Source organism: Mycolicibacterium llatzerense, from assembly GCF_000878195.1.
Lineage (GTDB): Bacteria > Actinomycetota > Actinomycetes > Mycobacteriales > Mycobacteriaceae > Mycobacterium > Mycobacterium llatzerense.
On the sequence record NZ_JXST01000015.1, the window covers coordinates 48,921 to 68,176 of the forward strand.

Here is a 19,256-nt window from a genome sequence, read left to right on the forward strand (position 1 = left end):
CAATGCATTCCCGCCCACATTCGGTGGACGGGGTCAGACGTCAGTAACCGGGAATCGCCGGCACGACCGGAGACGAAGCCAGCTGCAACGGTGCCTGCGCCGCGGGTGCCAGCAGGCCCGGCGCGGGCGCCGTGACCGCCGGCAGGGTGGCCAGCCCAGGCGCGGGAGCCAACGGCGCGGTCGCCGCACCGAGCACACCAGGAACGGGTGCCGTCGCGGCCCCCAACGTTCCCGGCAGCGGCGCCGTCACCGCACCCAACGTTCCCGGCACCGGAGCCGTGGCCGCGCCCAAGACGCTCGATACGGGAGTGGTGGCCGCGCCCAGCGTGCCCGGAACCGCGCCCAGGGTGCCCGGAAGCGCTCCGGTGGCGCCCGACAGGTCTGGCAGCCCGACGGAGGGCAGCCCCGGCGTTGCCACCGGCAGGCCGCCGTTCATCAACGCCGGGATGTTCCCGTTGGCCAGCGCCGTCATGAAGGCGGGGCACTGAGTCTGGATCGCGACCTGCGTGGCGAACCCGGCCAGCGGCGGCGCGATGCCGCCGTTGCCACTCATCTGAGTTGCCGTGCTGGCCATCTGGCTGCCGGGCTGCACGAGCAGCGGGCAGATCGAGGTACCCACCTCGGCGATCGCGTTGCTGACTGGCCCGTTGTTGCCGATGCCGACGTCATTGAGCGCGTCATGGACGACGTCGGCCTGGGCGCGCGGCCCCCACATGAGAGCCGCGGCGACGATCGCCCCGGCCACCACGACAGGCCGCAGCACCGCGGCAGATGTCGCGATGACATCCACGGAGCCGACCTGTGTCCTTCCGGTCTTCGGCCGGCCCGGGCGGGCAGCCACCGATCGCCTGCGGTACGTCACTTCAGTCGTTGCGGTCATCAGCACGCTCCCTGTTCCTGAGTGCTCGGCGCCACATTGGGCACTGATTTCACTTCGGTAACGGTGGGCTACAAATGTCACAAATACAACACGGACCGATAACCGTTCGAACCCTATGCGTTTCGCTACCTTGATCTCTGAGACCGGACTGAAATTCTGTCTCCTTTTCTTACGGGGGCTTCAACTCAATAACACCAGTAGTCACATTTGCCTCATTAGCACCTTCCGGCACAATTTGAAAGAGGCGTCAATACTCGGCCAGATGCAGGCTTTCGGGAGTTCCGCCAGAAACTGGTTGACCCGCCACCGAGCACCGAGCACACCCCGCATCAATTGACGCCGGAGTAGGGCCTTACTTTGTTCATAGGTAATGGTCAGACGGGTGTGACATACTGCACTTTGGTCAGAAAAGGGGAGGTGATCTCCGCGTGATGCCCCACGCGCGGCTCGCCGCCGCCTCCAGCCTCCTCGCCGCGGGCTGCCTGGCATTCCTTCCCGAAGCCGCCGTCGCATTCGCGCTTCCGTCCTCCGACTCCGACTCCAGCGGTAGTAGCTCAACTACGGGGACGACGGGCACCAGCTCAACCACCGGCACCACCGGCACCACGACGGGCACGTCCGCTGGTGGCACCACCGGCAGCTCGGACACGTCGACGACGACCGGCACCGGCACGACATCGACGACCAGCGGATCCTCGACCACCACGGGCTCCACCACGGGCAGCAGCTCGTCGTCGAGTCTGCCGAACACCTTGGGCGGCATGGTCGGTCAGTTCACCCGCATCATCCAGCACCCGACCAGCATCATCGGCGGCGCACCGCTCACCGGCATCATTCCCGGCGTCAAGCCCAACCAGAACGCCCCGCAGCTGACGCCAGGCGCCACATCGACGTTCGCCGCGTCGGCCCCCGCGCCGACGAACAACGCGGCGCCGCAACCGTCTGCCGCCCTGGCGCCGGAGCCGGCCAAGACCACCGAGGACACCACCGCCGCGGCCGCACCCAAGCCCCCGCTGGCGCAACTCCCGCTGATGGCCGCCCAGGTTCCGTTGACGGCGCTCGACCTGGTCAAGACCACCCTGCCGACAGTCGTCGAAGCCGTGCCGATTCCGGGTCTCGCCGCACTGCCGGTCTTCGCCGATGCCCTGATCAACCCCATCGAGAGCACCGTCCGAGACCTGGCGGCAGCCGCGTCCGACCTGCCGTTCCTGCAATATCAGCCGGGCACGCCCCTCATCCAGTCGCCACTGGACAACCGGACCCTTCAGCAGAACGCACCCCAGATTCCGAAAACCTTTGCCGCAAGCACTGATTCGGTACCGCGCGACGTCTCGCCCGGTGCTCCAGGCACACCCGTCAAGCCAGTCCCGCCGATCCAGCCCCGCAACGTCTTCGCCGCCGAGAGCCACCTCGTCGCGTCGACGGATTTCCGGCCGGGCTATCCGGACTACCTGCGGGCCGCGGGCCTCAGCGAGGTCGCGGCGGTCGCCGTCCCCGGGTTCGCCGGCATCATCACCCTCACCGCCGCCGGCGGCTTGGTCGGATACCGGCAGGCCCGCGCCACCTCATCGGCACCCAGCCGCGCCCAGCGGTTCGTCAACTAGGCCCAGCCCAGGTCGACGGCAGCATCGGCGTACGCACCACATCGCGTAACACCGTCGCCCGCGGGCCGACCAACCCGCGTGCCGAGACATCAAGTGCCGCATCATGATTGGCTCCGATGACGTCGGGCTCTGCCGGTGCGCCAGGCAGAGTCATCCGACCGTCGGCCGCCATTGTTTCGTGCCGGTATTGCCGCGTTTTCCGGCGCCGGCGGGCCGCGCGGCGCTCGGCCACGGCCACGCTCGCCGCCACCGGTTCCTGAGCCGGGGCGGATGCCACCTGGGTAGCCGAACCACGCACCGTCGGCGCGGAACCCTCCCCGTCCGGGCCGACACCCACGGCATACAGGTACGGCACGTCGGGCACAGGAGCCATCGGCGCGGCCGGCGACGACGGGACCGGCGCCGAACCGGTTTGCGGTGCCGCCGACGACGTCATGCCCGCCGGCGTCGTTCCGGCCGCCGGCCAGTCAGTGCGATCCTGAATGTCGTTGTGGCCCAACGCTGGTGATTCGGCAACTGGCATTGGAGTTACGTCCGGGGCCGGCTCGGCCGGCGGGGTGCCGCTCGCGGCTGCGGCCGCGGCAGCAGCGGCCGCCGGCGCGGGCACCGCGGCGAACGGGCCGAAATAGATGAGCGGATCCAGCACGGAGTAGGTGAGGATGCTGAAGAGTTTGGCGTTCACCGCGGCCGCCGCGCCGTCCAACGCTTGAGTCGCGATGCTGCGCAACGGTTCCGGCAGCTCACGGGCCCACTCGGCCAGCGCGTTGACGAGTTTTCGCACCTGCTCGACCACAATGCCCGCGGGATCACGGAACGTGAATTGACCGGAACCCGACGTCGCCGACGCGGCGCGGGCCGAAGCGCCAGAATCAGCGGACAGGATGGCCGGAGCCGGCGCTGCGGTCGGGGACGACTGCAAACTCACCGTCGACACGCCCTCATACACCCGCATGGTGGCGGCCGCCTGCAACCACATCCGGCCATAGTCGGCTTCGTTCAGAGCGATCGGAATGGTGTTGAGGCCAAGGAAGTTCGTCGCGAGCAAGCTGGTGTGGACGGCATGGTTGGCAGCGAGTTCGGCCAGTGTCGGCATGCCCGCGACGGCGACGGCATAAGCGGCGACAACGGTGTCGTGCTGCTGGGCGATCAGCTCGGCGACGGCACCCATCGAAGTCAGCCAGTGACAGAACGGCTGATGGGCGGCCACGTACTGCTCGGCAGTCGAGCCGTCCCACACCCCGCCTTGGACCGCCGCCAGGATGCCCGTCAATTGCGTTGCGGCGTCAGCATATTGGGCAGCCAATCCACGCCACGCTGCGCCGGCCGCCAACAACGAACCGGGCCCCGGCCCGGTCGCGAGCATCGCCGAACTCACCTCCGGCGGCAGCGTCTCCCATATCGTCGACACATAATTTAGGCTAACCTAAGTTTAGCTGCTCAGGTTGGCCACCTCGGTGCGCCCAAGGAGATTTCGGCCGAGGATCGCCCCAGGACATCCGCCGACCGGTAAGAATTGGGTTCGACCGGAATAACCCGGCTTCCTCAATCCGTTGGGAACTGACGTGACCGAACATGAACTGAGCCCCACCGACTGGGTCCGCAAGCAGACCGAACAGATTCTGGCGCAGGGCACCACCGATGGCGTGCACATCCTCGATCGGCCGGTGGTCCTGTTCACCACCACCGGAGCCAAGTCCGGCAAGAAGCGTCTGGTGCCGTTGATGCGGGTCGAGCACGACGGCCGTTACGCCCTGGTGGCGTCCAAGGGCGGCGCCCCGGAGCACCCGTCGTGGTACCACAACGTCAAGGCCAACCCGCGGATCACGGCGCAGGACGGCGAGACGGTCGTGGAGCTGACCACCCGCGAGCTCGAGGGCGACGAACGCCAGGAGTGGTGGGACCGGGCAGTTGAGGCCTACCCGCCCTACGCCGAGTATCAGACCAAGACCGACCGTCTGATCCCGGTCTTCATCGCCGAATAACTTCCTGCTCCCCGATCGGCAGTAACCGACGCGCGGACTGCAACAAGATGCGATGGAGTTCGCCGTCGGGAATGTCCTGCAATTCGGGGTCCATCGCGCTGCCGTAGACGCCCGAGATCACCAGCGACATGGTCACCCGCGTCTCGGTGTCCGCACCGTCCAGTCCGAGCACTCTGCGTAGCCGCCGATTGATGGCGCTGCACTCCTCGTGGGAGTTGACCAGGGTGTCGATGGCCGGGTCGCGATAGAAGACTGCCGTCACGCGCCGGTGCCGGACCGCGAGCTCGACGAACCCGGTGATCGCGGCCTCCTGCCGGGCCGGCCCTCTCTCCTCAGCCTCGATCGCGGTGGCCAGCTGATCGAGGTCGGCGAACACCGGCCGGATAACGGCGAGCACGATGTCGTCCTTGGAATGGAACTGGTAGTACACGGAGGCCTTGCTGACCCCCATGTGATCGGCGATCATCTGCAGCGATGTGCCGTTCACGCCGTGCTCCGCAAACAACGCCAGGGCAGCTTCGATCACCCGCGTACGCGCTGATCCGCGCGGCCCCACCGATTTGGCCAATCCCCGCTCCCTGTTCACCGCCGACCGGGTGGTCGCCGTGTAGCCCTGGTCACCGCCATCACGGCGACGTCACGTACGTCACACAGGATGCCCCGATGTGCGCACCGACCTGCATCAATTCAATCGCTTAACTTGTCTAAGTTTACCTTGGTGGATACTCTGAGTCTGCCGATCGGCAGACTGAATGTGACACAGCTGGCGGCGCCGTACAAACCGTGCGCAGCGCCCCAGGTCACGCAATCCGCCAAGGCATGTCGAGCAATCGAGGAACGGGGAGGTCAGCATGACCAAGGAGATCGCTGCATGATCGGCACTGCGCTCAAGAAGGCGTGGATCCCGCTGCTCATCCTCGCCGTGGCCCTCGTCGCCGGTTTCACCGTGCAACGCGTCCGCGGCTACTTCGGCCAAAACCCCGTCATCGTCACCCCACGCAACTTCGCCGACGACGCCAAACCGTTCAAGCCCAAGGTCGTCACCTACGAGATCACCGGCGAACCCGGCGCCTACGCCGACATCAACTACCTCGACCTGGACGCCAAGCCGCAACGCATCGACCACGCCATGCTGCCCTGGAAACTCGTCCTGTCCACCACCGCACCGGCAGCATCGCCCAACATCGTCGCCCAAGGCGACGGTGACTCCATCACCTGCACCGTCCACGTCGACGACGAACTCAAAGACACCCGCACCTCCACGGGCGTCCACGCCCAGACCTTCTGCCTGGTGAAATCTGCATGAGCAACCACAGCCTCGATACCCCGACGGACTCGTTCCCCAAGGCCGAGCAGCCGCCGCACCGGCCGCTGATCCCCCGCCTGATCCGGACGCTGGCGATCCCCGTCATCCTCGCCTGGATCGGCATCGTGGTGGTGCTGAGCACGATCGTTCCGGGGCTGGACGAGGTCGGCAAGATGCGGTCGGTCTCGATGTCACCGCACGACGCGCCGTCGATGATCGCGATGAAGCAGGTCGGCTCCGACTTCAAGGAGTTCGAATCCGACAGCTCGGCCATGGTGGTGCTCGAAGGCCAAGAACCGCTGGATGCCGCCGCACACGCGTACTACGACCAGATCGTCGCCAAGCTCCAGGCCGACACCGCGCACGTCGAGCACGTCCAGGACTTCTGGAGCGACCCACTGACCGCGTCCGGCTCCCAGAGCGCGGACGGCAAGTCCGCCTACGTGCAGGTCTACCTGCGCGGTAACCAGGGCGAATCGCTGGCCAACGAGTCCGTCGAGACCGTCGACAAGATCCTCAAGGGCGTCCCCGCTCCGCCGGGCGTGAAGAGCTATGTCACCGGTGCGGCCGCCCAGGCCTCCGATATGAACGTCGCCGGCGATCGCAGCCTGAAGGTCATGGAGGCCGTGTCATTCGCGGTCATCATCGTGATGCTGCTGCTGGTGTACCGGTCGTTCATCACCGTGCTGATCGAGCTGTTCATCGTCATGGTGCTGGTGGGCGCGGCGCGCGGCCTGGTCGCCGTGCTCGGCTTCTACAACGTCATCGGCCTGTCGACCTTCGCCACCAACCTGCTGCCGATGCTGGCCATCGCGGCGGCGACCGACTACGCGATCTTCCTGATCGGCCGCTATCAAGAGGCGCGCACCGCGGGGATGTCCAAAGAGGACGCCTACTACGACATGTATCACGGCACCGCGCACGTGATCCTCGGTTCGGGTCTGACGATCGCCGGCGCGACATACTGCCTGCACTTCACCCGACTGCCGTACTTCCAGACGCTGGGCATCCCACTGGCCATCGGCATGGTCACCGTGGTGCTCGCCGCACTGTCCCTCGGCCCGGCCCTCATCACCGTGGTCACCAAGTTCGGCAAGACGCTGGAACCCAAGCGCGAGATGCGGGTGCGGGGTTGGCGCAAGATCGGCGCCGCGATCACCCGCTGGCCGGGCCCGATCCTGGTCGCGACGATCGCGGTGGCGTTGGTCGGCCTGGTGGCCATCCCCGGTTACAAGACGAGCTACGACGACCGTCAGTACATGCCCGCGGATCTCACGTCCAACGAGGGTTACGCGGCCGCCAACCGGCACTTCTCCCCGGCTCGCATGAATCCCGACCTGCTGCTGGTCCAGACCGACCACGACCTGCGCAACCCGTCGGACTTCCTGGTGATCAACAAGATCGCGAAAGCCGTTGTGGCCGTTCCTGGTATCGCTCAGGTGCAGGCCATCACCCGGCCCGAGGGCACGCCCATCCAGCACTCGACCATCCCGTTCCAGCTGGGTATGCAGAGCACCACGCAGGTGATGAACCAGAAGTACCAGCAGGACATGATGGCCAACATGCTCAAGCAGGTGGCTGACATCCAGGTGAGCATCGACACCATGACCAAGATGCAGGCCATCACGGTTCAGATGTCAACGGTCATGGACAGCATGGTCGGCAAGATGCACGGCATGCTGGGCGACATCGAAGACCTGCGCAACCACATCTCCGATTTCGACGACTTCTTCCGGCCGATCCGCAACTACCTCTACTGGGAACCGCACTGCTACGACATCCCGGTCTGCTGGTCCATGCGTTCGGTCTTCGACACTCTCGACGGCATCGACACCATGACGGACGACTTCCAGACCGTCATCCCCGACATGGACAAGATGTCCGCGCTGACGAAGCAGATGGTCACGGTCATGCCTCCGCAGATCGAGACCATGAAGAACATGAAGAAGTACATGCAGATGATGTACGCCACCCAGAAGGGACAGCTGGATCAGCAGGCCGAGGGCCAGAAGAACTCCAGCGCCATGGGTGAGGCCTTCGACAAGTCCAAGAACGACGATTCGTTCTACCTGCCGCCCGAGGCCTTCGACAGCGCCGATTTCAAGCGCGGCATGAAGAACTTCATCTCGCCGGACGGCAAGTCGGTGCGGTTCATCATCCAGCACGAAGGCAATCCGCTTACCCCCGAAGGCATCTCGCACATCGATGCCATCAAGCAGGCCGCCAAGGAGGCGATCAAGGGCACCCCGCTGGAGGGCTCCAAGATCTTTCTGGCCGGCAGTGCGGCGACCTTCCGCGACATGGCCGAAGGCTCTGACTACGACCTGATGATCGCCGGAATCTCAGCTCTCGCACTGATTTTCGTCATCATGCTGATCATCACGCGAGCGGTGGTGGCCGCCTCGGTGATCGTGGCGACGGTGGCGATCTCGCTGGGCGCGTCGCTGGGTATGTCGATTCTCATCTGGCAGTACCTGATCGGCCTACCGCTGCACTGGATGGTGATACCGATGTCGGTGATCATCCTGTTGGCCGTGGGCGCGGACTACAACCTGCTGCTGGCGGCCCGGTTCAAGGAAGAGATCCATGCCGGCCTGAACACCGGCATCATCCGGGCCATGGGCAGCACGGGCTCGGTGGTCACCAACGCCGGCTTGGTCTTCGCCTTCACCATGTCGTCGATGATCATCAGCGAGCTACGCATCATCGGCCAGGTGGGCACCACGATCGGCCTGGGCCTGTTGTTCGACACCCTGGTGGTCCGGTCGTTCATGATGCCGTCGATCGCGGCCCTCATGGGCAAGTGGTTCTGGTGGCCGCAGATCGTGCGTCAGCGTCCGGTGCCGGTGCCCTGGCCAACCCCCGACAAGAAGGTCGACGCGACCGTCTGACCCGTCGTACCGAAAGCGCCGCGCTGAGACTGCCCGTCTCAGCGCGGCGTTCTTATATCGGTGCGCTGGTTGCTCGTGCGTCTACGCAGACGGCCACTCGAGCTCTCCCTGCGTCAGCGCAATCTCAACTGCTGCATGGGATTTGCGAGTCGCGTACAGAGCACATGCGGCCCGTCCCATGCGCGGGGAGATACCCGGCAACGCAAAATGCCCGCCTCGGTGCGACAGGGTTGTCGCACCGAGGCGGGCACCAGCATGTTTACGGGTGGAATGACGGGGCCGGCCAGGCCGGGTGGGCTACCGGAGGCAGCGCGTGCCGAACATCGGCGCGGACGCTACCGGACTACCGACTCAGGCGCCGAAGCCGCGGCCGGTGGACCAGGCGAACACCGCGTAGGCCGCCGAAGACGACATCTGGTGAACTTCGGCTTCCGTGCCACCGAGCTCACGGATGCGGTCGGCGAAGGTCGACTCGATGATGCCCGAACACGTCGTCAACAAGTCCATCAACGATGCGTCCGCCGCCGGCGGCTGTGCCGGCTCGAACTGGTTCGGCAAATGCGCTACTGCTCCCACGACCACTCCTGACCTCAAACTGTTAATTTCAGCTATCTAATTTTATCGGCTAAGTACCGGTCGTGACTAGGACTTTTGCCGTGACACTGCCCAGTGTACCTAATGCTTTGTGGTGTGCGTCACATCGACGCGACCGCAATTCAACATTGACCGCATCGTTATCACCACTGGTCCCACGGCACACTCCAGTCGCCGTTCTGCCACAGCTGCAATGGCTTGCCGCCGGTGTTCCGCACCTCGACCACGTCGCCGGGCACCGAGAAGTTGTAGAACCACTGCGCGTTGTCGTGGTTCAGGTTCAGGCACCCGTGACTGGTATTGGTGTTGCCCTGCGCCCACACCGTGGCGTCGAGCTGATGCAGGTACACACCGTCAGTGCTGACACGCACGGCGTACGGGATGGTCTCCTTGTATCCAAGGTGGTTGTTGATCGGCAGCCCGTACGTCGACGAATCCATGATCACCGGATTGCTCTTGTCGAGCACCGTGTAGACACCCGGCTGGGTCCAGAAACTCAGGGTCTTGCCGTTGACGGTTTCGGTGCCGCCGCGCCCCATGGAGGTCGGCATGGTCTTCACCAGTGCGCCGCCGTCGTACACGTTGACCTTCTTGGTCGCGTCGTCGGCGATCGACACATGGGAAGCGCCGATGGTGAACGTCGGCCCCCCGGCCACCGACACCACGGTGCCCGGCGCCCAGTACTGCGGCGGGCGCCAGTGCGCGGTGGTGTTGTTGACCCAGTGCCAGGACCCGGCCACCGGCGGGTTCGCGGTCACCACGAGGTCCCGAGCGGCCGCAGCCTCATCGACCGGACCGCCGAAGTGCGCGACGATCACCGTTCCGATGCCGTAGGTCGCGCCGTCTCGAATCGGCGCCCCGGAGGTCATGGAGAACGAGACCGGCGGCGGCCCCGCAGGGCCGGGAGGTGGTGCGTCGTCGTCTGCCGATGCCACCGCGGTGGGGACGAGAAGGACCATGGACATTGCCATTACAAATGCGCGTGCCGCCAACATGCGGTCACAGTACCGATGCTCCATTCGCCACCCCCTCTCCGGTGAAATCTTCGATGTGCCAGCAACATTAGGGATGCGTACTGAGGGCGCCTTAGTCTGCGCCTAAGAATCGGCTGAGTGCCCGTGTAACGCCCGCCACACCCGCAACCAGCGCCGCATCGCCGTCACAAGCCGTTGCAGTCCACGGCAAACCGCAGAAGTTCACCTAGCATCGTGACCAATGGTGCACAGGCCCGACGAGTCCCCTGCGGTCCCGGTCAAGACCGCCGATCTGGTGCTGTCGGGCGGTGGCGTCAAGGCGATCGGATTGGTCGGCTCCGTCGTCGCCCTCGGCGACGCCGGCTATCGCGTAGGCCGGGTCTCCGGGACGTCGGCCGGCTCCCTGGTGGGCGCGGTCATCGCCGCCGCGAATCGTCGTCAGCCTGCCGGCTGTCAGCTCAGCGGTGACCAACTCCACGAGCTGGCGATGTCCCTGCCCTACCGCAAGTTCCTGGATCCCGTTGGCACCAGCCGAATCCCGGTGCTGGGCAAGTACTGGACCGCCTTCCGCGGCCAGGGGATGTACCGGGGCGACGCCGTCCACGACTGGGTCGACGGCGAGCTGCGCAATCTGGGGGTAAGGACCTTCGGCGATCTGGCACTCGACGACCGCGAGCTGCCGCCCGAGCAGCGCTACCGCCTGGTCGTCACCGTCGCCGACATCACCCGCGGCACGCTGGTCCGACTGCCCTGGGACTACCGCAGGATGTACGGCCTCGATCCCGACGAACAGTCCGTCGCCGACGCGGTCAGCGCGTCGATGGCCATCCCGTTCATCTTTCGTCCGGTGACGATCACCGGCGCCTCGGGCACGACGTCGACCCTCATCGACGGTGGTCTGCTGTCGAACTTCCCGATGTACTCGCTCGATCGCACCGACGGGAAGGTGCCGCGCTGGCCCAGCTTCGGCATCACCGTCACGGCCCAGCGTGCCGCCCAGGGCGACGGCGACCCCGGCCCAGGGCTGGCACCCGTGGTCGATCTACCCGGTGCACCGCGGCTCTTGGAGAACCTCATCAACACCGCACTACTCGGGCATGACCAGACCTATCTGCGACAGCCATCGGTCGCAGCGCGCACGATCGTCGTCGATGCCGCGGGCATCGGATACCTGAATTTCGACATTTCCCAGGCGGATCGGAAGCGTCTTTACGACAACGGCTACGCCGCCGCAAAGGAATTCCTGAATACCTGGGACTGGCCCACTTACCTACATCGCTTTCACGCCGGTTCGGCGTGAATACCCGCGCGCCCTAAAAGCGGGGGCGCGGCACTCCGTCGGGACCGATGTTGAGGCCGGGGCACAAATGCACCATCGCCATATCCATCACGAAAGTCGCGGAGGCCTTGTTCACCTTCAACGAATTGGAAATATTGTTCACCGCATCGCCCGTCGGCTGGCCCGCGTACACGAACATGTTGCAGGTCAGACGGCCGGTCTTGAGCAGGTCGGCGTCGCTGCTTTTCAGTCGGCCGTGCAGCTCGGTGAGATAGGCGACCTCGGCCGCGTTGGCCGCAGCATTCGTCGGCACGCAGTCGAGCGGGTTGCCCCGTTCGGCGCAGGCCGCCATCTGGCCCGTTCCGACATCAGCCAAGGCGGGGGCAGAAACGCCGAGACCAGCAACTGCCAGGGCCGCCAGCAGCCCGCCGACAATCACTCGCGCAGTCATCGCAACAACACCTCCCGACCGCCATATAAGACGCTTCCGTCAATTAATTCCGGAACCGCCCCCGCGGTGTCCGTAACGGAATAATAAAGATCATTCGGGCATAGCGATAACCGAACGGGAAATGAAACTTTCCCGACTTATCGGCGTGATACCGGCGAAACGGGTCAGACCGCGCTGCCGGCCACCCGATGCTCGGTGAGTTGCGACACCGCACCCGCGGCGATCGCACTCAGTTCTCCCGACGGGTCCAGCGCATCGGGCCACGGCCCCGCCAACGCGTCGAACTCTAATTGATGACGGCCGACGGCCTGCTCAACCGCGCGCAGCGACACGCTGCAGTCGCGGGCCCGCCGGCCGCACGCGCACTGCTGGCCGGGATGCTCGGAGCAGCCGGCCACATAGCGATCAACGGCGGCGCGCAGCGTCTGATGTACCGGGCGGGCCAACGCAATGCTCCGTACCTGCCCTCTGCGCCCGATCCAGCTGGTCACCACGTCTTCGCCCATGTCATCGAGAGCTTGGACGTACGCCTCCAGTTCGGCTCGCGGCGACGGGTCTCCGGCGGCGGCGGGACCGACGATTTCGATCACCGCGTGCCCCTGCCAGTCCTGCGGACGGAACCGCAAGGTCCGCCGGCCGGACCGCAGCACCTGACCGCCGGCACTCACCACAGCTCCGTCCGGTTGTGGGGTGTCGTACATCCACCGCAGACCAACGAGCAACTCGGGGAGATGCCGTGTCACGACCCGCTCCGGTCGCTTCGAGGCGAGCCCCTGGCGCACTTCCGCGGGCTCGGTCCGACCAGGTCGACGCGGGACGCTCAGTCCGCCAGAATCCATCGCCATAGCAGCCTCCCAGCAAATCCCTCTTGTCCGCCAAAGAACGACGTTCATCCAATTACACCACGGCGATGAGGCGCCCGACGATACGTCAAACGACTGACATCGTGCAGTTCTCGCTAACTACATCAATCGACTCACAGGTAACGCACGGACCATGCGACCCACCGGAAACGCCGGCCACATACCGGTATTTACCAGGTGTTTGATAAATGCTGCCCTAGGCAAGCGCGTAGCTAGCGGCCGCCGATCAACTGACGACACTCTGACATGCAGCTAATAATCCAACGAAGTACATACCCTAGGTATGCTGCGCGATTCCAATCACCTCGACGCCGGCGCACCATTGATATTTACGTTGTGGGCAAACTAGGCCACCGGCCCCCACTCGTCTGGTGCCGCAGCTCGAGGCACCCGGCCGGTGGCGGCCCCGTGCGCGTGTTACCGCTGCCGTTCCCCGGGGCAGGTGAAAGACTCACCGAGTGCACCCAAACCGCTCGCGCCGCAGCTTCCTGGCACTGGCCGCCGGTGCAGTGGCGGTCGCCGCATGCACCAAACCGCCGGCCTCGGGCACCGTTGCCGGCGACGGGTCGGTCACGATCAATCACACATTCGGATCCACCCGGATTCCGGCACCGCCGAAGAATGTGGTGTGCGCCGGCCTCACCGGGCAGGACGAACTGCTGGCGGTCGGCGTGGTCCCGATCGCCGTGACCGAGTGGTTCGGAAACCAACCGTTCGCGGTGTGGCCGTGGGCCCAGCCTGCTCTTGGTCCGGCACAGCCGGCCGTCCTGAACCTCAACGACGGCATCCAGGTGGACAAGATCTCCGCGCTGAAGCCCGACCTCATCATCGCCACCAACGCCGGGCTGGATGCCGACACCTACAAGAAGCTGTCGGCCATCGCACCGACCGTCGCCCAATCGGGCCAGGACGCCTTCTTCGAACCATGGAAAGACCAGGCCACCGTCATCGGACAGGCAGTCTTCAAGGCCGACAACATGAAGAAGCTCATCGACGGCGTCGACGCGAAGTTCGCCGGCGCGGGTAAATCGAACCCGAGACTCAGCGGCCGAAAGATGTTGATCGTCAACGGTCTTCCCACCGCGGACGGGGTCGAGATCACACCCACGGGGTGGCGCACCGAGTTCCTCGGCGAGCTGGGCATCGCCATCCCGGACGGGCTGGACTCCTTCACCAAGGGACAACACGCCTTCGTGCCCCGCGACCAGATGGCCGGCGCGTTCCGCGGCGCGGACGTGCTGATCTGGACTCTCGACGCTGACGACCAGCGTCCCGCGGTGCTGGCCGACCCGACGGTCGCGCAGCTGAGCCAGGCCAAAGCCAACCGGATCGTCTTCCCCAACAAAGACCTGTCCGCGGCGATCGCGTTCGCCTCGGTGCTGTCCTATCCGGCCGTGGCCGATCAGCTGCCGCCCCTGCTGACCGCGGCGCTGGCCTGACCCGATCCGGGCCCGAACCCGGCTCCGGGTTGCACCCGTCGTCCCGCCTGCCAAGATGATCGGCGTGATCGGCACCGAGCGCCCCGAACAGCACGCCCGCTTCGCGCAGGTCGGATCGACCTACTATCCGATCCTGATCGCAGTGTTCACGGCCCTGGTGATCATCTCCAACGTCACCGCCACCAAGGGCGTGGCATTCGGGCCGATCATCACCGACGGCGGCTTCATCGTCTTCCCGCTCACTTACATCATCGGCGACGTGCTGTCGGAGGTGTACGGATTCAAGGCCACGCGGCGAGCGATCTATCTCGGCTTTGCGATGAATATCCTTGCGGCCCTGACATTCTGGGCGACCATCTACCTGCCGGCCGCCGACTTCTACCCGAACCAGGCGCACTTCGAGAACATCGTGCACTCCTACACGCAGCTGATCATCGCGGGTCTGGCCGGGTTCATCGTCGGACAGACCATCAACGCGTGGGTCGTGGTGGCCATCAAGGAACGCACCAAGGAGAAGCACCTGTGGGCGCGGCTGGTCGGCTCGACCTTCGCCGGGCAGCTCGGTGACACCCTGGTGTTCTGCGCCATCGCCGCCAACGCCATCGGCATCAGCACCTTCCATGACTTCGCCGTCTACACCGGCCAGGGCTGGCTGTACAAGACCGCCGTCGAGGTTCTTTTCCTGCCGGTGACCTACCGCGTGATCAGCTACATCAAGCACCGCGAACCGACGTACGACTTTGCTGTCTGAGCGATTCTTAAGGCTCCTCTGGCGACCTGCTAAAGAAGCGTCAATTTCCCGCTACTCGCGAGTAGATTTTGGTGATGACCGTCACAGTTCAAGACGTTGACACGGCAAAATCGCCAACGCTCGACAGTATCCGCGACTATGGCGACCAGGCGCTGCTCCTGGAATTGAACAGCACCGCCGAGGTGTTGGCGTGGACCGACACGCTGCGAGCTGCGCATCTGCCCGGCGTGCTCGACATCGTCCCGGCCTCGCGGACGATTCTGATCAAACTCGCCGCGCCGCGATATCAGATTCCCACCGGGCAGCGGCTGTCCAAGCTGCACCTCGCAGCCTCCGATAACACCGAGGCCAGCACCTCGCAGGAGCCCGACGTGATCATCGACGTCGTGTACGACGGCATGGACCTCGACGAGGTCTCCACGCTGACCGGACTGGCTCCGAACGAGGTGATCGCTGCCCACACCGGATCCCTGTGGCGGGTCGTGTTCGGCGGCTTCACACCGGGCTTCGCCTATCTGGTGGGTGGCGACGAGCGACTCCAGGTGCCGCGACGGAGCGAGCCGCGAACGCGCGTGCCCGCCGGGTCAGTGGCCCTCGCCGGCGAGTTCGGCGGGGTGTACCCGCGGGAGACCCCGGGTGGCTGGCAGTTGATCGGCCGTACTGACGCCAGGTTGTGGGACATCGAGCGGGAGCAGCCGGCGTTGCTGATTCCGGGCATGTGCGTGCAATTCCGGGCGATCGGTTAGGGGAACAGCGATGACCGCAACACTCGAAATTCTCAAGACCGGCCCGCTCGCACTGGTCGAGGACTTGGGCCGTCCCGGACTGGCTCACATGGGCGTGAGCCGTTCGGGCGCCGCCGACCGCCGCTCGCACACGCTGGCCAACCGGCTGGTGGCCAACCCGAATGACCGGGCCACCATCGAGGTGACGTTCGGCGGCTTTTCCGCCAGGGTCCACGGTGGCGGCAAGGAGGGCGTCGCTGTCGCAGTCACGGGCGCCGACGCCGATCCATCGGCCAACGGAAAGCTCTTCGGCACCAACAGCATCCACTACGCGCACGACGGAGACGTCATCTCCCTGGGTGCGCCGCACACCGGCCTGCGCAGTTATGTCGCGGTCCGCGGCGGCTTCGTGGTGGACCCGGTGCTCGGATCGTGCAGCTACGACGTCATGTCGGCCCTCGGCCCGCGGCCCCTGCAGGCCGGTGACGTACTGACCATCGGCGAACACACCGCGGAGTTCCCGGAACTGGATCAGGCGCCCGTGGCCGCCATCGCCGAGGACCTGCTCGAGCTGTTGGTGGTCCCCGGTCCACGCGACGATTGGTTCGTCGACCCGGACGCCCTGGTGCACACGGAGTGGGTGGTCACCGACCGCAGTGACCGGGTCGGGATGCGATTGAACGGCCGGCCGCTACAGCACCGCTGGCCGGACCGCCAGCTCTCCAGCGAGGGGGCGACGCGAGGAGCAATTCAGGTGCCGCCCAACGGTTTGCCGGTAATCCTCGGCCCCGACCATCCGGTCACCGGCGGGTACCCGGTGATCGGTGTGGTCGCCGACCACGACATCGACAAGGTGGGGCAGATCCGGCCCGGTCAGCACGTGCGGATGCACTGGTCCAGGCCACGTCAGCCGTTCGGCGGCTGAACCCCCGCAGGCACCAGCGCGGGCTGCACAATCCTGGTAGAACGAGGGGGTGCACCCCACGGATCTCTCCCGCGTACACAACGTTCACACGGCGCGCCTGGTCCACACCGCTGATCTCGACGCCGAGACCCGCGATGGCGCACGGCAGATGGTCATCGACGCCTACGACGGCGATTTCTCTGATGCCGACTGGGAGCACTCACTGGGCGGTATGCACGCGCTGATCTGCCACCACGGCGCGATCATCGCCCACGGCGCGGTCGTGCAGCGCCGCCTCATCTATCGCAACACCGCGCTGCGATGTGGATACGTCGAAGCCGTCGCCGTCCGCGAGGACTGGCGTGGCCAGGGGCTGGCCGGTGCGGTCCTGGACGCCGTCGAGCAGGTGATTCGCGGCGCCTACGAGATCGGGGCGCTCAGTTCCTCGGACGCGGGGCGCCCGATCTACACCGCGCGCGGCTGGCAGCCGTGGCGCGGCACGACGTCGGTGCTGGCTCCGGCCGGGGTCAACCGCACGCCCGAGGACGATCACTCGTTGTTCGTCCTGCCGGTCTCGGTCGAGGTCGACACCACCGCGGACATCACCTGCGACTGGCGCGACGGCGACGTTTGGTAACGCTGTGAGGTTTTGACCGGGAAAACACCAGGTCAATGTCGATTGTGAGGACAACTTCATCAATCGCTCACGAGTGACACCGCTGAGCAATGGTTGGGTAACCGGCCGGAAACACACGTTACGTTCACTAGACACATGAGTGATCCCGATCGGGCCCCGCTCACCGGATTTCGGGTGGCGGTGACCGCCGCACGCCGTTCCGATGAGCTGTGTACCCTGCTGCGCCGCCGTGGCGCGACGGTGATCGCCGCCCCTGCCATTGCCATGGTGCCGCTGCCCGACGACGACGAACTGCGCACCCACACCCGATCGCTGCTCGAGGTGCCACCCGATGTGGTGATCGCGACCACCGGCATCGGGTTCCGCGGCTGGATGTCCGCCGCCGACGACTGGGGAGTGTCCGGCGAACTGACCGAAGCCCTCAGCCGCGCCCGGATCGTCTCCCGCGGCCCCAAGGCCACCGGCGCGCTCCGTGCCGCCGGGCTGCCCGAGGAATGGTCACCCGAGTCCGAGTCGTCCCGCGAGGTGCTCGGCTACCTGTTGCAGGGCGGCATCTCAGGCCTGCGGATCGCCGTCCAGCTGCATGGCGCCACCGACGACTGGGACCCCTTCCCCGAGTTTCTCGACGAACTGCGCCGCGCCGGCGCCGACGTCGTCCCGATCCGGGTTTACCGGTGGCAACCCGTGCCGCCCGGTGGGCCGTTCGACTCGCTGGTCAACGACATCGCCGAGCGCAGGCTCGACGCCGTCAGCTTCACCTCGGCCCCCGCGGTCGCGGCGACCCTGATGCGCGCGACCGAACTCGGCGTCAATGAGCAAGTGCTGGAAGCATTTCGGACCCAGGTGCGCGCCATGTGCGTCGGCCCGGTGACGGCACGACCGCTCGCTCGGCTGGGTGTACCGACCTTCGCGCCCGAGCGGATGCGCCTGGGTGCGCTGGCCCGGCACATCGCCGACGAGCTGCCGGTGCTGCAGGCCCGGAAGCTGCGGGCAGCCGGGCACAACCTGGAGATCCGCGGTACCTGCGTCGTCGTCGACGGTGTGGTCCGGGACCTGTCGCCCGCTGGGATGGCCATCGTCCGTGCGCTGGCGCTGCGACCCGGCGCGGTGGTGTCGCGGCAGGAACTGCTCGCCGCGCTGCCGGGCAGCGGTACGGATACGCACGCCGTCGAGACCGCGGTGCTGCGCCTGCGAACCACCCTGGGCGACAAGGAAATCGTCGCAACTGTGGTGAAGCGCGGCTACCGACTGGCGGTCGACGACTACGCGGCAGGTGCGCTGTGAACCCCGTCCTGGTCGCCCACGGCACCCGCAAGGGCTCGGGTGTCGCGATGATTGGCGATCTGGCCGAGCGGGTAAGCGGACTGCTGAACCGCCGGGTGCACACCGCGTTCGTCGACGTCCTCGGCCCCACGCCGGCCGAAGTGCTGTCGGGGCTGCCCTACGGCCCCGCCGTCGTCGTTCCGGCCTTCTTGTCTTCCGGGTACCACGTCCACAAGGACATCCCGGAAGGGATTGCCGCGAGCGGACATCTGGACGTCACTGTGACGCCGGCACTCGGCCCCTCGACCGCGATGGTCCGGGTACTGGCCGACCGGCTGATCGAATCAGGCTGGCGTCCATCGGATTCCGTGGTGCTGGCCGCTGCCGGGACCACTGACCCGCGCGCCGCCAGCGACCTGCGCCGAACTTGCGCCATGCTGTCGGCAACACTGGGCAGCCGTGTCGAGCTCGCGTTCGCGATCAGTGGCACGCACTGGGTCGGTGACGTGGTGGCCCGGCTGCGCAAGCGTGGCGCCGAGCGGGTGGCCGTGGCGTCATACCTGTTGGCCGACGGCCTCTTTCAGGACCGGCTGTACACGTGTGGGGCCGACGTGGTGACCGACCCCCTGGGCCGGCACCCGGGCGTCGCCAGGCTGGTTGCGCACCGGTTCCGGACAGCCCGCCTGTCGATCGCCGCCTGACATACTGGAGGC

Annotated in this window: 19 protein-coding genes and 1 pseudogene; 12 read left to right on the top strand and 8 right to left on the bottom strand. The window is 66.1% G+C overall.

From position 1 onward, the window contains the following. Positions 1 to 40: 40 nt before the first annotated feature. Positions 41 to 880: a DUF732 domain-containing protein gene (locus TL10_RS29600; protein WP_131630726.1), complete on the bottom strand. Its 840-nt coding sequence runs from the start codon at positions 878 to 880 to the stop codon at positions 41 to 43. A 403-nt stretch (positions 881 to 1,283) separates the two neighbouring features. Beyond that, positions 1,284 to 1,643, bottom strand: a complete 360-nt coding sequence (locus TL10_RS12350; RefSeq protein WP_043389982.1) for a hypothetical protein — start codon at positions 1,641 to 1,643, stop codon at positions 1,284 to 1,286. Here TL10_RS12350 and TL10_RS12355 point away from each other — a divergent pair. Further along, positions 1,642 to 2,484 carry a hypothetical protein gene (locus TL10_RS12355; protein ID WP_043389979.1) on the top strand — a complete coding sequence of 281 codons (843 nt, stop codon included), beginning with the start codon at positions 1,642 to 1,644 and terminating at the stop codon, positions 2,482 to 2,484. The two genes, TL10_RS12350 and TL10_RS12355, sit on opposite strands and share 2 nt — an antisense overlap. Here the strand turns inward: TL10_RS12355 and TL10_RS12360 are convergent. Then, a complete protein-coding gene (locus TL10_RS12360) occupies positions 2,477 to 3,892 on the bottom strand; it encodes a PPE family protein (RefSeq protein ID WP_043389977.1) in 1,416 nt (471 codons plus the stop codon). The two genes, TL10_RS12355 and TL10_RS12360, sit on opposite strands and share 8 nt — an antisense overlap. 154 nt (positions 3,893 to 4,046) lie before the next feature. On the opposite strand from TL10_RS12360, the gene TL10_RS12365 reads away from it, so the two are divergent. Then, entirely contained in the window at positions 4,047 to 4,466 is a 420-nt protein-coding gene (locus TL10_RS12365; RefSeq protein WP_043389975.1) for a nitroreductase family deazaflavin-dependent oxidoreductase, read from the top strand. On the opposite strand, the gene TL10_RS12370 is transcribed toward TL10_RS12365, so the two are convergent. Then, a complete protein-coding gene (locus tag TL10_RS12370) occupies positions 4,453 to 5,034 on the bottom strand; it encodes a TetR/AcrR family transcriptional regulator (RefSeq protein WP_043389973.1) in 582 nt (193 codons plus the stop codon). The genes TL10_RS12365 and TL10_RS12370 overlap by 14 nt on opposite strands. 303 nt (positions 5,035 to 5,337) lie before the next feature. On the opposite strand from TL10_RS12370, the gene TL10_RS12375 reads away from it, so the two are divergent. Together TL10_RS12375 and TL10_RS12380 are read left to right on the top strand one after the other, a co-directional pair. After that, positions 5,338 to 5,772, top strand: a complete 435-nt coding sequence (locus TL10_RS12375) for an MmpS family transport accessory protein (protein WP_043985887.1) — start codon at positions 5,338 to 5,340, stop codon at positions 5,770 to 5,772. Further along, complete coding sequence (locus TL10_RS12380) at positions 5,769 to 8,663, top strand: MMPL/RND family transporter (RefSeq protein WP_043985889.1); 2,895 nt, start codon at positions 5,769 to 5,771, stop codon at positions 8,661 to 8,663. Before TL10_RS12375 ends, TL10_RS12380 begins: the two co-directional genes overlap by 4 nt. 351 nt (positions 8,664 to 9,014) lie before the next feature. On the opposite strand, the gene TL10_RS12385 is transcribed toward TL10_RS12380, so the two are convergent. Beyond that, positions 9,015 to 9,239, bottom strand: coding sequence for a hypothetical protein (locus TL10_RS12385; protein WP_131630727.1), 225 nt, complete (start codon positions 9,237 to 9,239; stop codon positions 9,015 to 9,017). A gap of 161 nt (positions 9,240 to 9,400) precedes the next feature. Next, positions 9,401 to 10,156, bottom strand: a pseudogene (locus TL10_RS12390) (L,D-transpeptidase); the annotation flags it as partial. A 316-nt stretch (positions 10,157 to 10,472) separates the two neighbouring features. Here TL10_RS12390 and TL10_RS12395 point away from each other — a divergent pair. Continuing rightward, positions 10,473 to 11,531 (top strand): patatin-like phospholipase family protein, encoded by a 1,059-nt coding sequence (locus tag TL10_RS12395; protein ID WP_043985892.1) that lies wholly within the window; start codon positions 10,473 to 10,475, stop codon positions 11,529 to 11,531. Positions 11,532 to 11,544: 13 nt separating this feature from the next. On the opposite strand, the gene TL10_RS12400 is transcribed toward TL10_RS12395, so the two are convergent. Then, the gene (locus tag TL10_RS12400) at positions 11,545 to 11,961 is read right to left on the bottom strand and encodes a DUF732 domain-containing protein (protein WP_082067931.1); all 417 of its coding nucleotides are present in this window, start codon (positions 11,959 to 11,961) and stop codon (positions 11,545 to 11,547) included. 164 nt (positions 11,962 to 12,125) lie between these two features. Continuing rightward, positions 12,126 to 12,704: a hypothetical protein gene (locus TL10_RS29605; RefSeq protein WP_131630728.1), complete on the bottom strand. Its 579-nt coding sequence runs from the start codon at positions 12,702 to 12,704 to the stop codon at positions 12,126 to 12,128. Between the two features lie 578 nt (positions 12,705 to 13,282). Here TL10_RS29605 and TL10_RS12410 point away from each other — a divergent pair. The 7 genes from TL10_RS12410 to TL10_RS12440 all read left to right on the top strand — a co-directional run bounded on the left by TL10_RS12410 (position 13,283) and on the right by TL10_RS12440 (position 19,244). Then, positions 13,283 to 14,263 carry an ABC transporter substrate-binding protein gene (locus tag TL10_RS12410; protein ID WP_043985894.1) on the top strand — a complete coding sequence of 327 codons (981 nt, stop codon included), beginning with the start codon at positions 13,283 to 13,285 and terminating at the stop codon, positions 14,261 to 14,263. A gap of 55 nt (positions 14,264 to 14,318) precedes the next feature. Beyond that, on the top strand, positions 14,319 to 15,014 hold the full coding sequence (locus tag TL10_RS12415) for a queuosine precursor transporter (protein ID WP_043403066.1): 696 nt from the start codon (positions 14,319 to 14,321) through the stop codon (positions 15,012 to 15,014). A gap of 74 nt (positions 15,015 to 15,088) precedes the next feature. Then, the gene (locus TL10_RS12420; protein ID WP_043985895.1) at positions 15,089 to 15,760 is read left to right on the top strand and encodes a 5-oxoprolinase subunit B family protein; all 672 of its coding nucleotides are present in this window, start codon (positions 15,089 to 15,091) and stop codon (positions 15,758 to 15,760) included. Between the two features lie 10 nt (positions 15,761 to 15,770). Beyond that, entirely contained in the window at positions 15,771 to 16,664 is an 894-nt protein-coding gene (locus TL10_RS12425; protein ID WP_043985896.1) for a 5-oxoprolinase/urea amidolyase family protein, read from the top strand. 49 nt (positions 16,665 to 16,713) lie between these two features. Next, a complete protein-coding gene (locus tag TL10_RS12430) occupies positions 16,714 to 17,280 on the top strand; it encodes a GNAT family N-acetyltransferase (protein ID WP_043403072.1) in 567 nt (188 codons plus the stop codon). 135 nt (positions 17,281 to 17,415) lie between these two features. Further along, positions 17,416 to 18,564, top strand: coding sequence for a uroporphyrinogen-III synthase (locus TL10_RS12435; protein WP_043403075.1), 1,149 nt, complete (start codon positions 17,416 to 17,418; stop codon positions 18,562 to 18,564). Beyond that, positions 18,561 to 19,244: a sirohydrochlorin chelatase gene (locus tag TL10_RS12440; protein WP_043985897.1), complete on the top strand. Its 684-nt coding sequence runs from the start codon at positions 18,561 to 18,563 to the stop codon at positions 19,242 to 19,244. Before TL10_RS12435 ends, TL10_RS12440 begins: the two co-directional genes overlap by 4 nt. The last annotated feature ends 12 nt before the right edge of the window (positions 19,245 to 19,256 follow it).

Excerpts from the sequence above, each read along its gene's own strand:
- TL10_RS12420 (WP_043985895.1), top strand. The coding sequence starts at position 15,089 with ATGACCGTCACAGTTCAAGACGTTGACACGGCAAAATCGCCAACGCTC.
- TL10_RS12435 (WP_043403075.1), top strand. The coding sequence starts at position 17,416 with ATGAGTGATCCCGATCGGGCCCCGCTCACCGGATTTCGGGTGGCGGTG.
- TL10_RS12375 (WP_043985887.1), top strand. The coding sequence starts at position 5,338 with ATGATCGGCACTGCGCTCAAGAAGGCGTGGATCCCGCTGCTCATCCTC.
- TL10_RS12415 (WP_043403066.1), top strand. The coding sequence starts at position 14,319 with ATGATCGGCGTGATCGGCACCGAGCGCCCCGAACAGCACGCCCGCTTC.
- TL10_RS12425 (WP_043985896.1), top strand. The coding sequence starts at position 15,771 with ATGACCGCAACACTCGAAATTCTCAAGACCGGCCCGCTCGCACTGGTC.
- TL10_RS12355 (WP_043389979.1), top strand. The coding sequence starts at position 1,642 with ATGGTCGGTCAGTTCACCCGCATCATCCAGCACCCGACCAGCATCATC.
- TL10_RS12350 (WP_043389982.1), bottom strand. The coding sequence starts at position 1,643 with ATGCCGCCCAAGGTGTTCGGCAGACTCGACGACGAGCTGCTGCCCGTG.
- TL10_RS12380 (WP_043985889.1), top strand. The coding sequence starts at position 5,769 with ATGAGCAACCACAGCCTCGATACCCCGACGGACTCGTTCCCCAAGGCC.
- TL10_RS12400 (WP_082067931.1), bottom strand. The coding sequence starts at position 11,961 with ATGACTGCGCGAGTGATTGTCGGCGGGCTGCTGGCGGCCCTGGCAGTT.
- TL10_RS29600 (WP_131630726.1), bottom strand. The coding sequence starts at position 880 with ATGACCGCAACGACTGAAGTGACGTACCGCAGGCGATCGGTGGCTGCC.
- TL10_RS12395 (WP_043985892.1), top strand. The coding sequence starts at position 10,473 with ATGGTGCACAGGCCCGACGAGTCCCCTGCGGTCCCGGTCAAGACCGCC.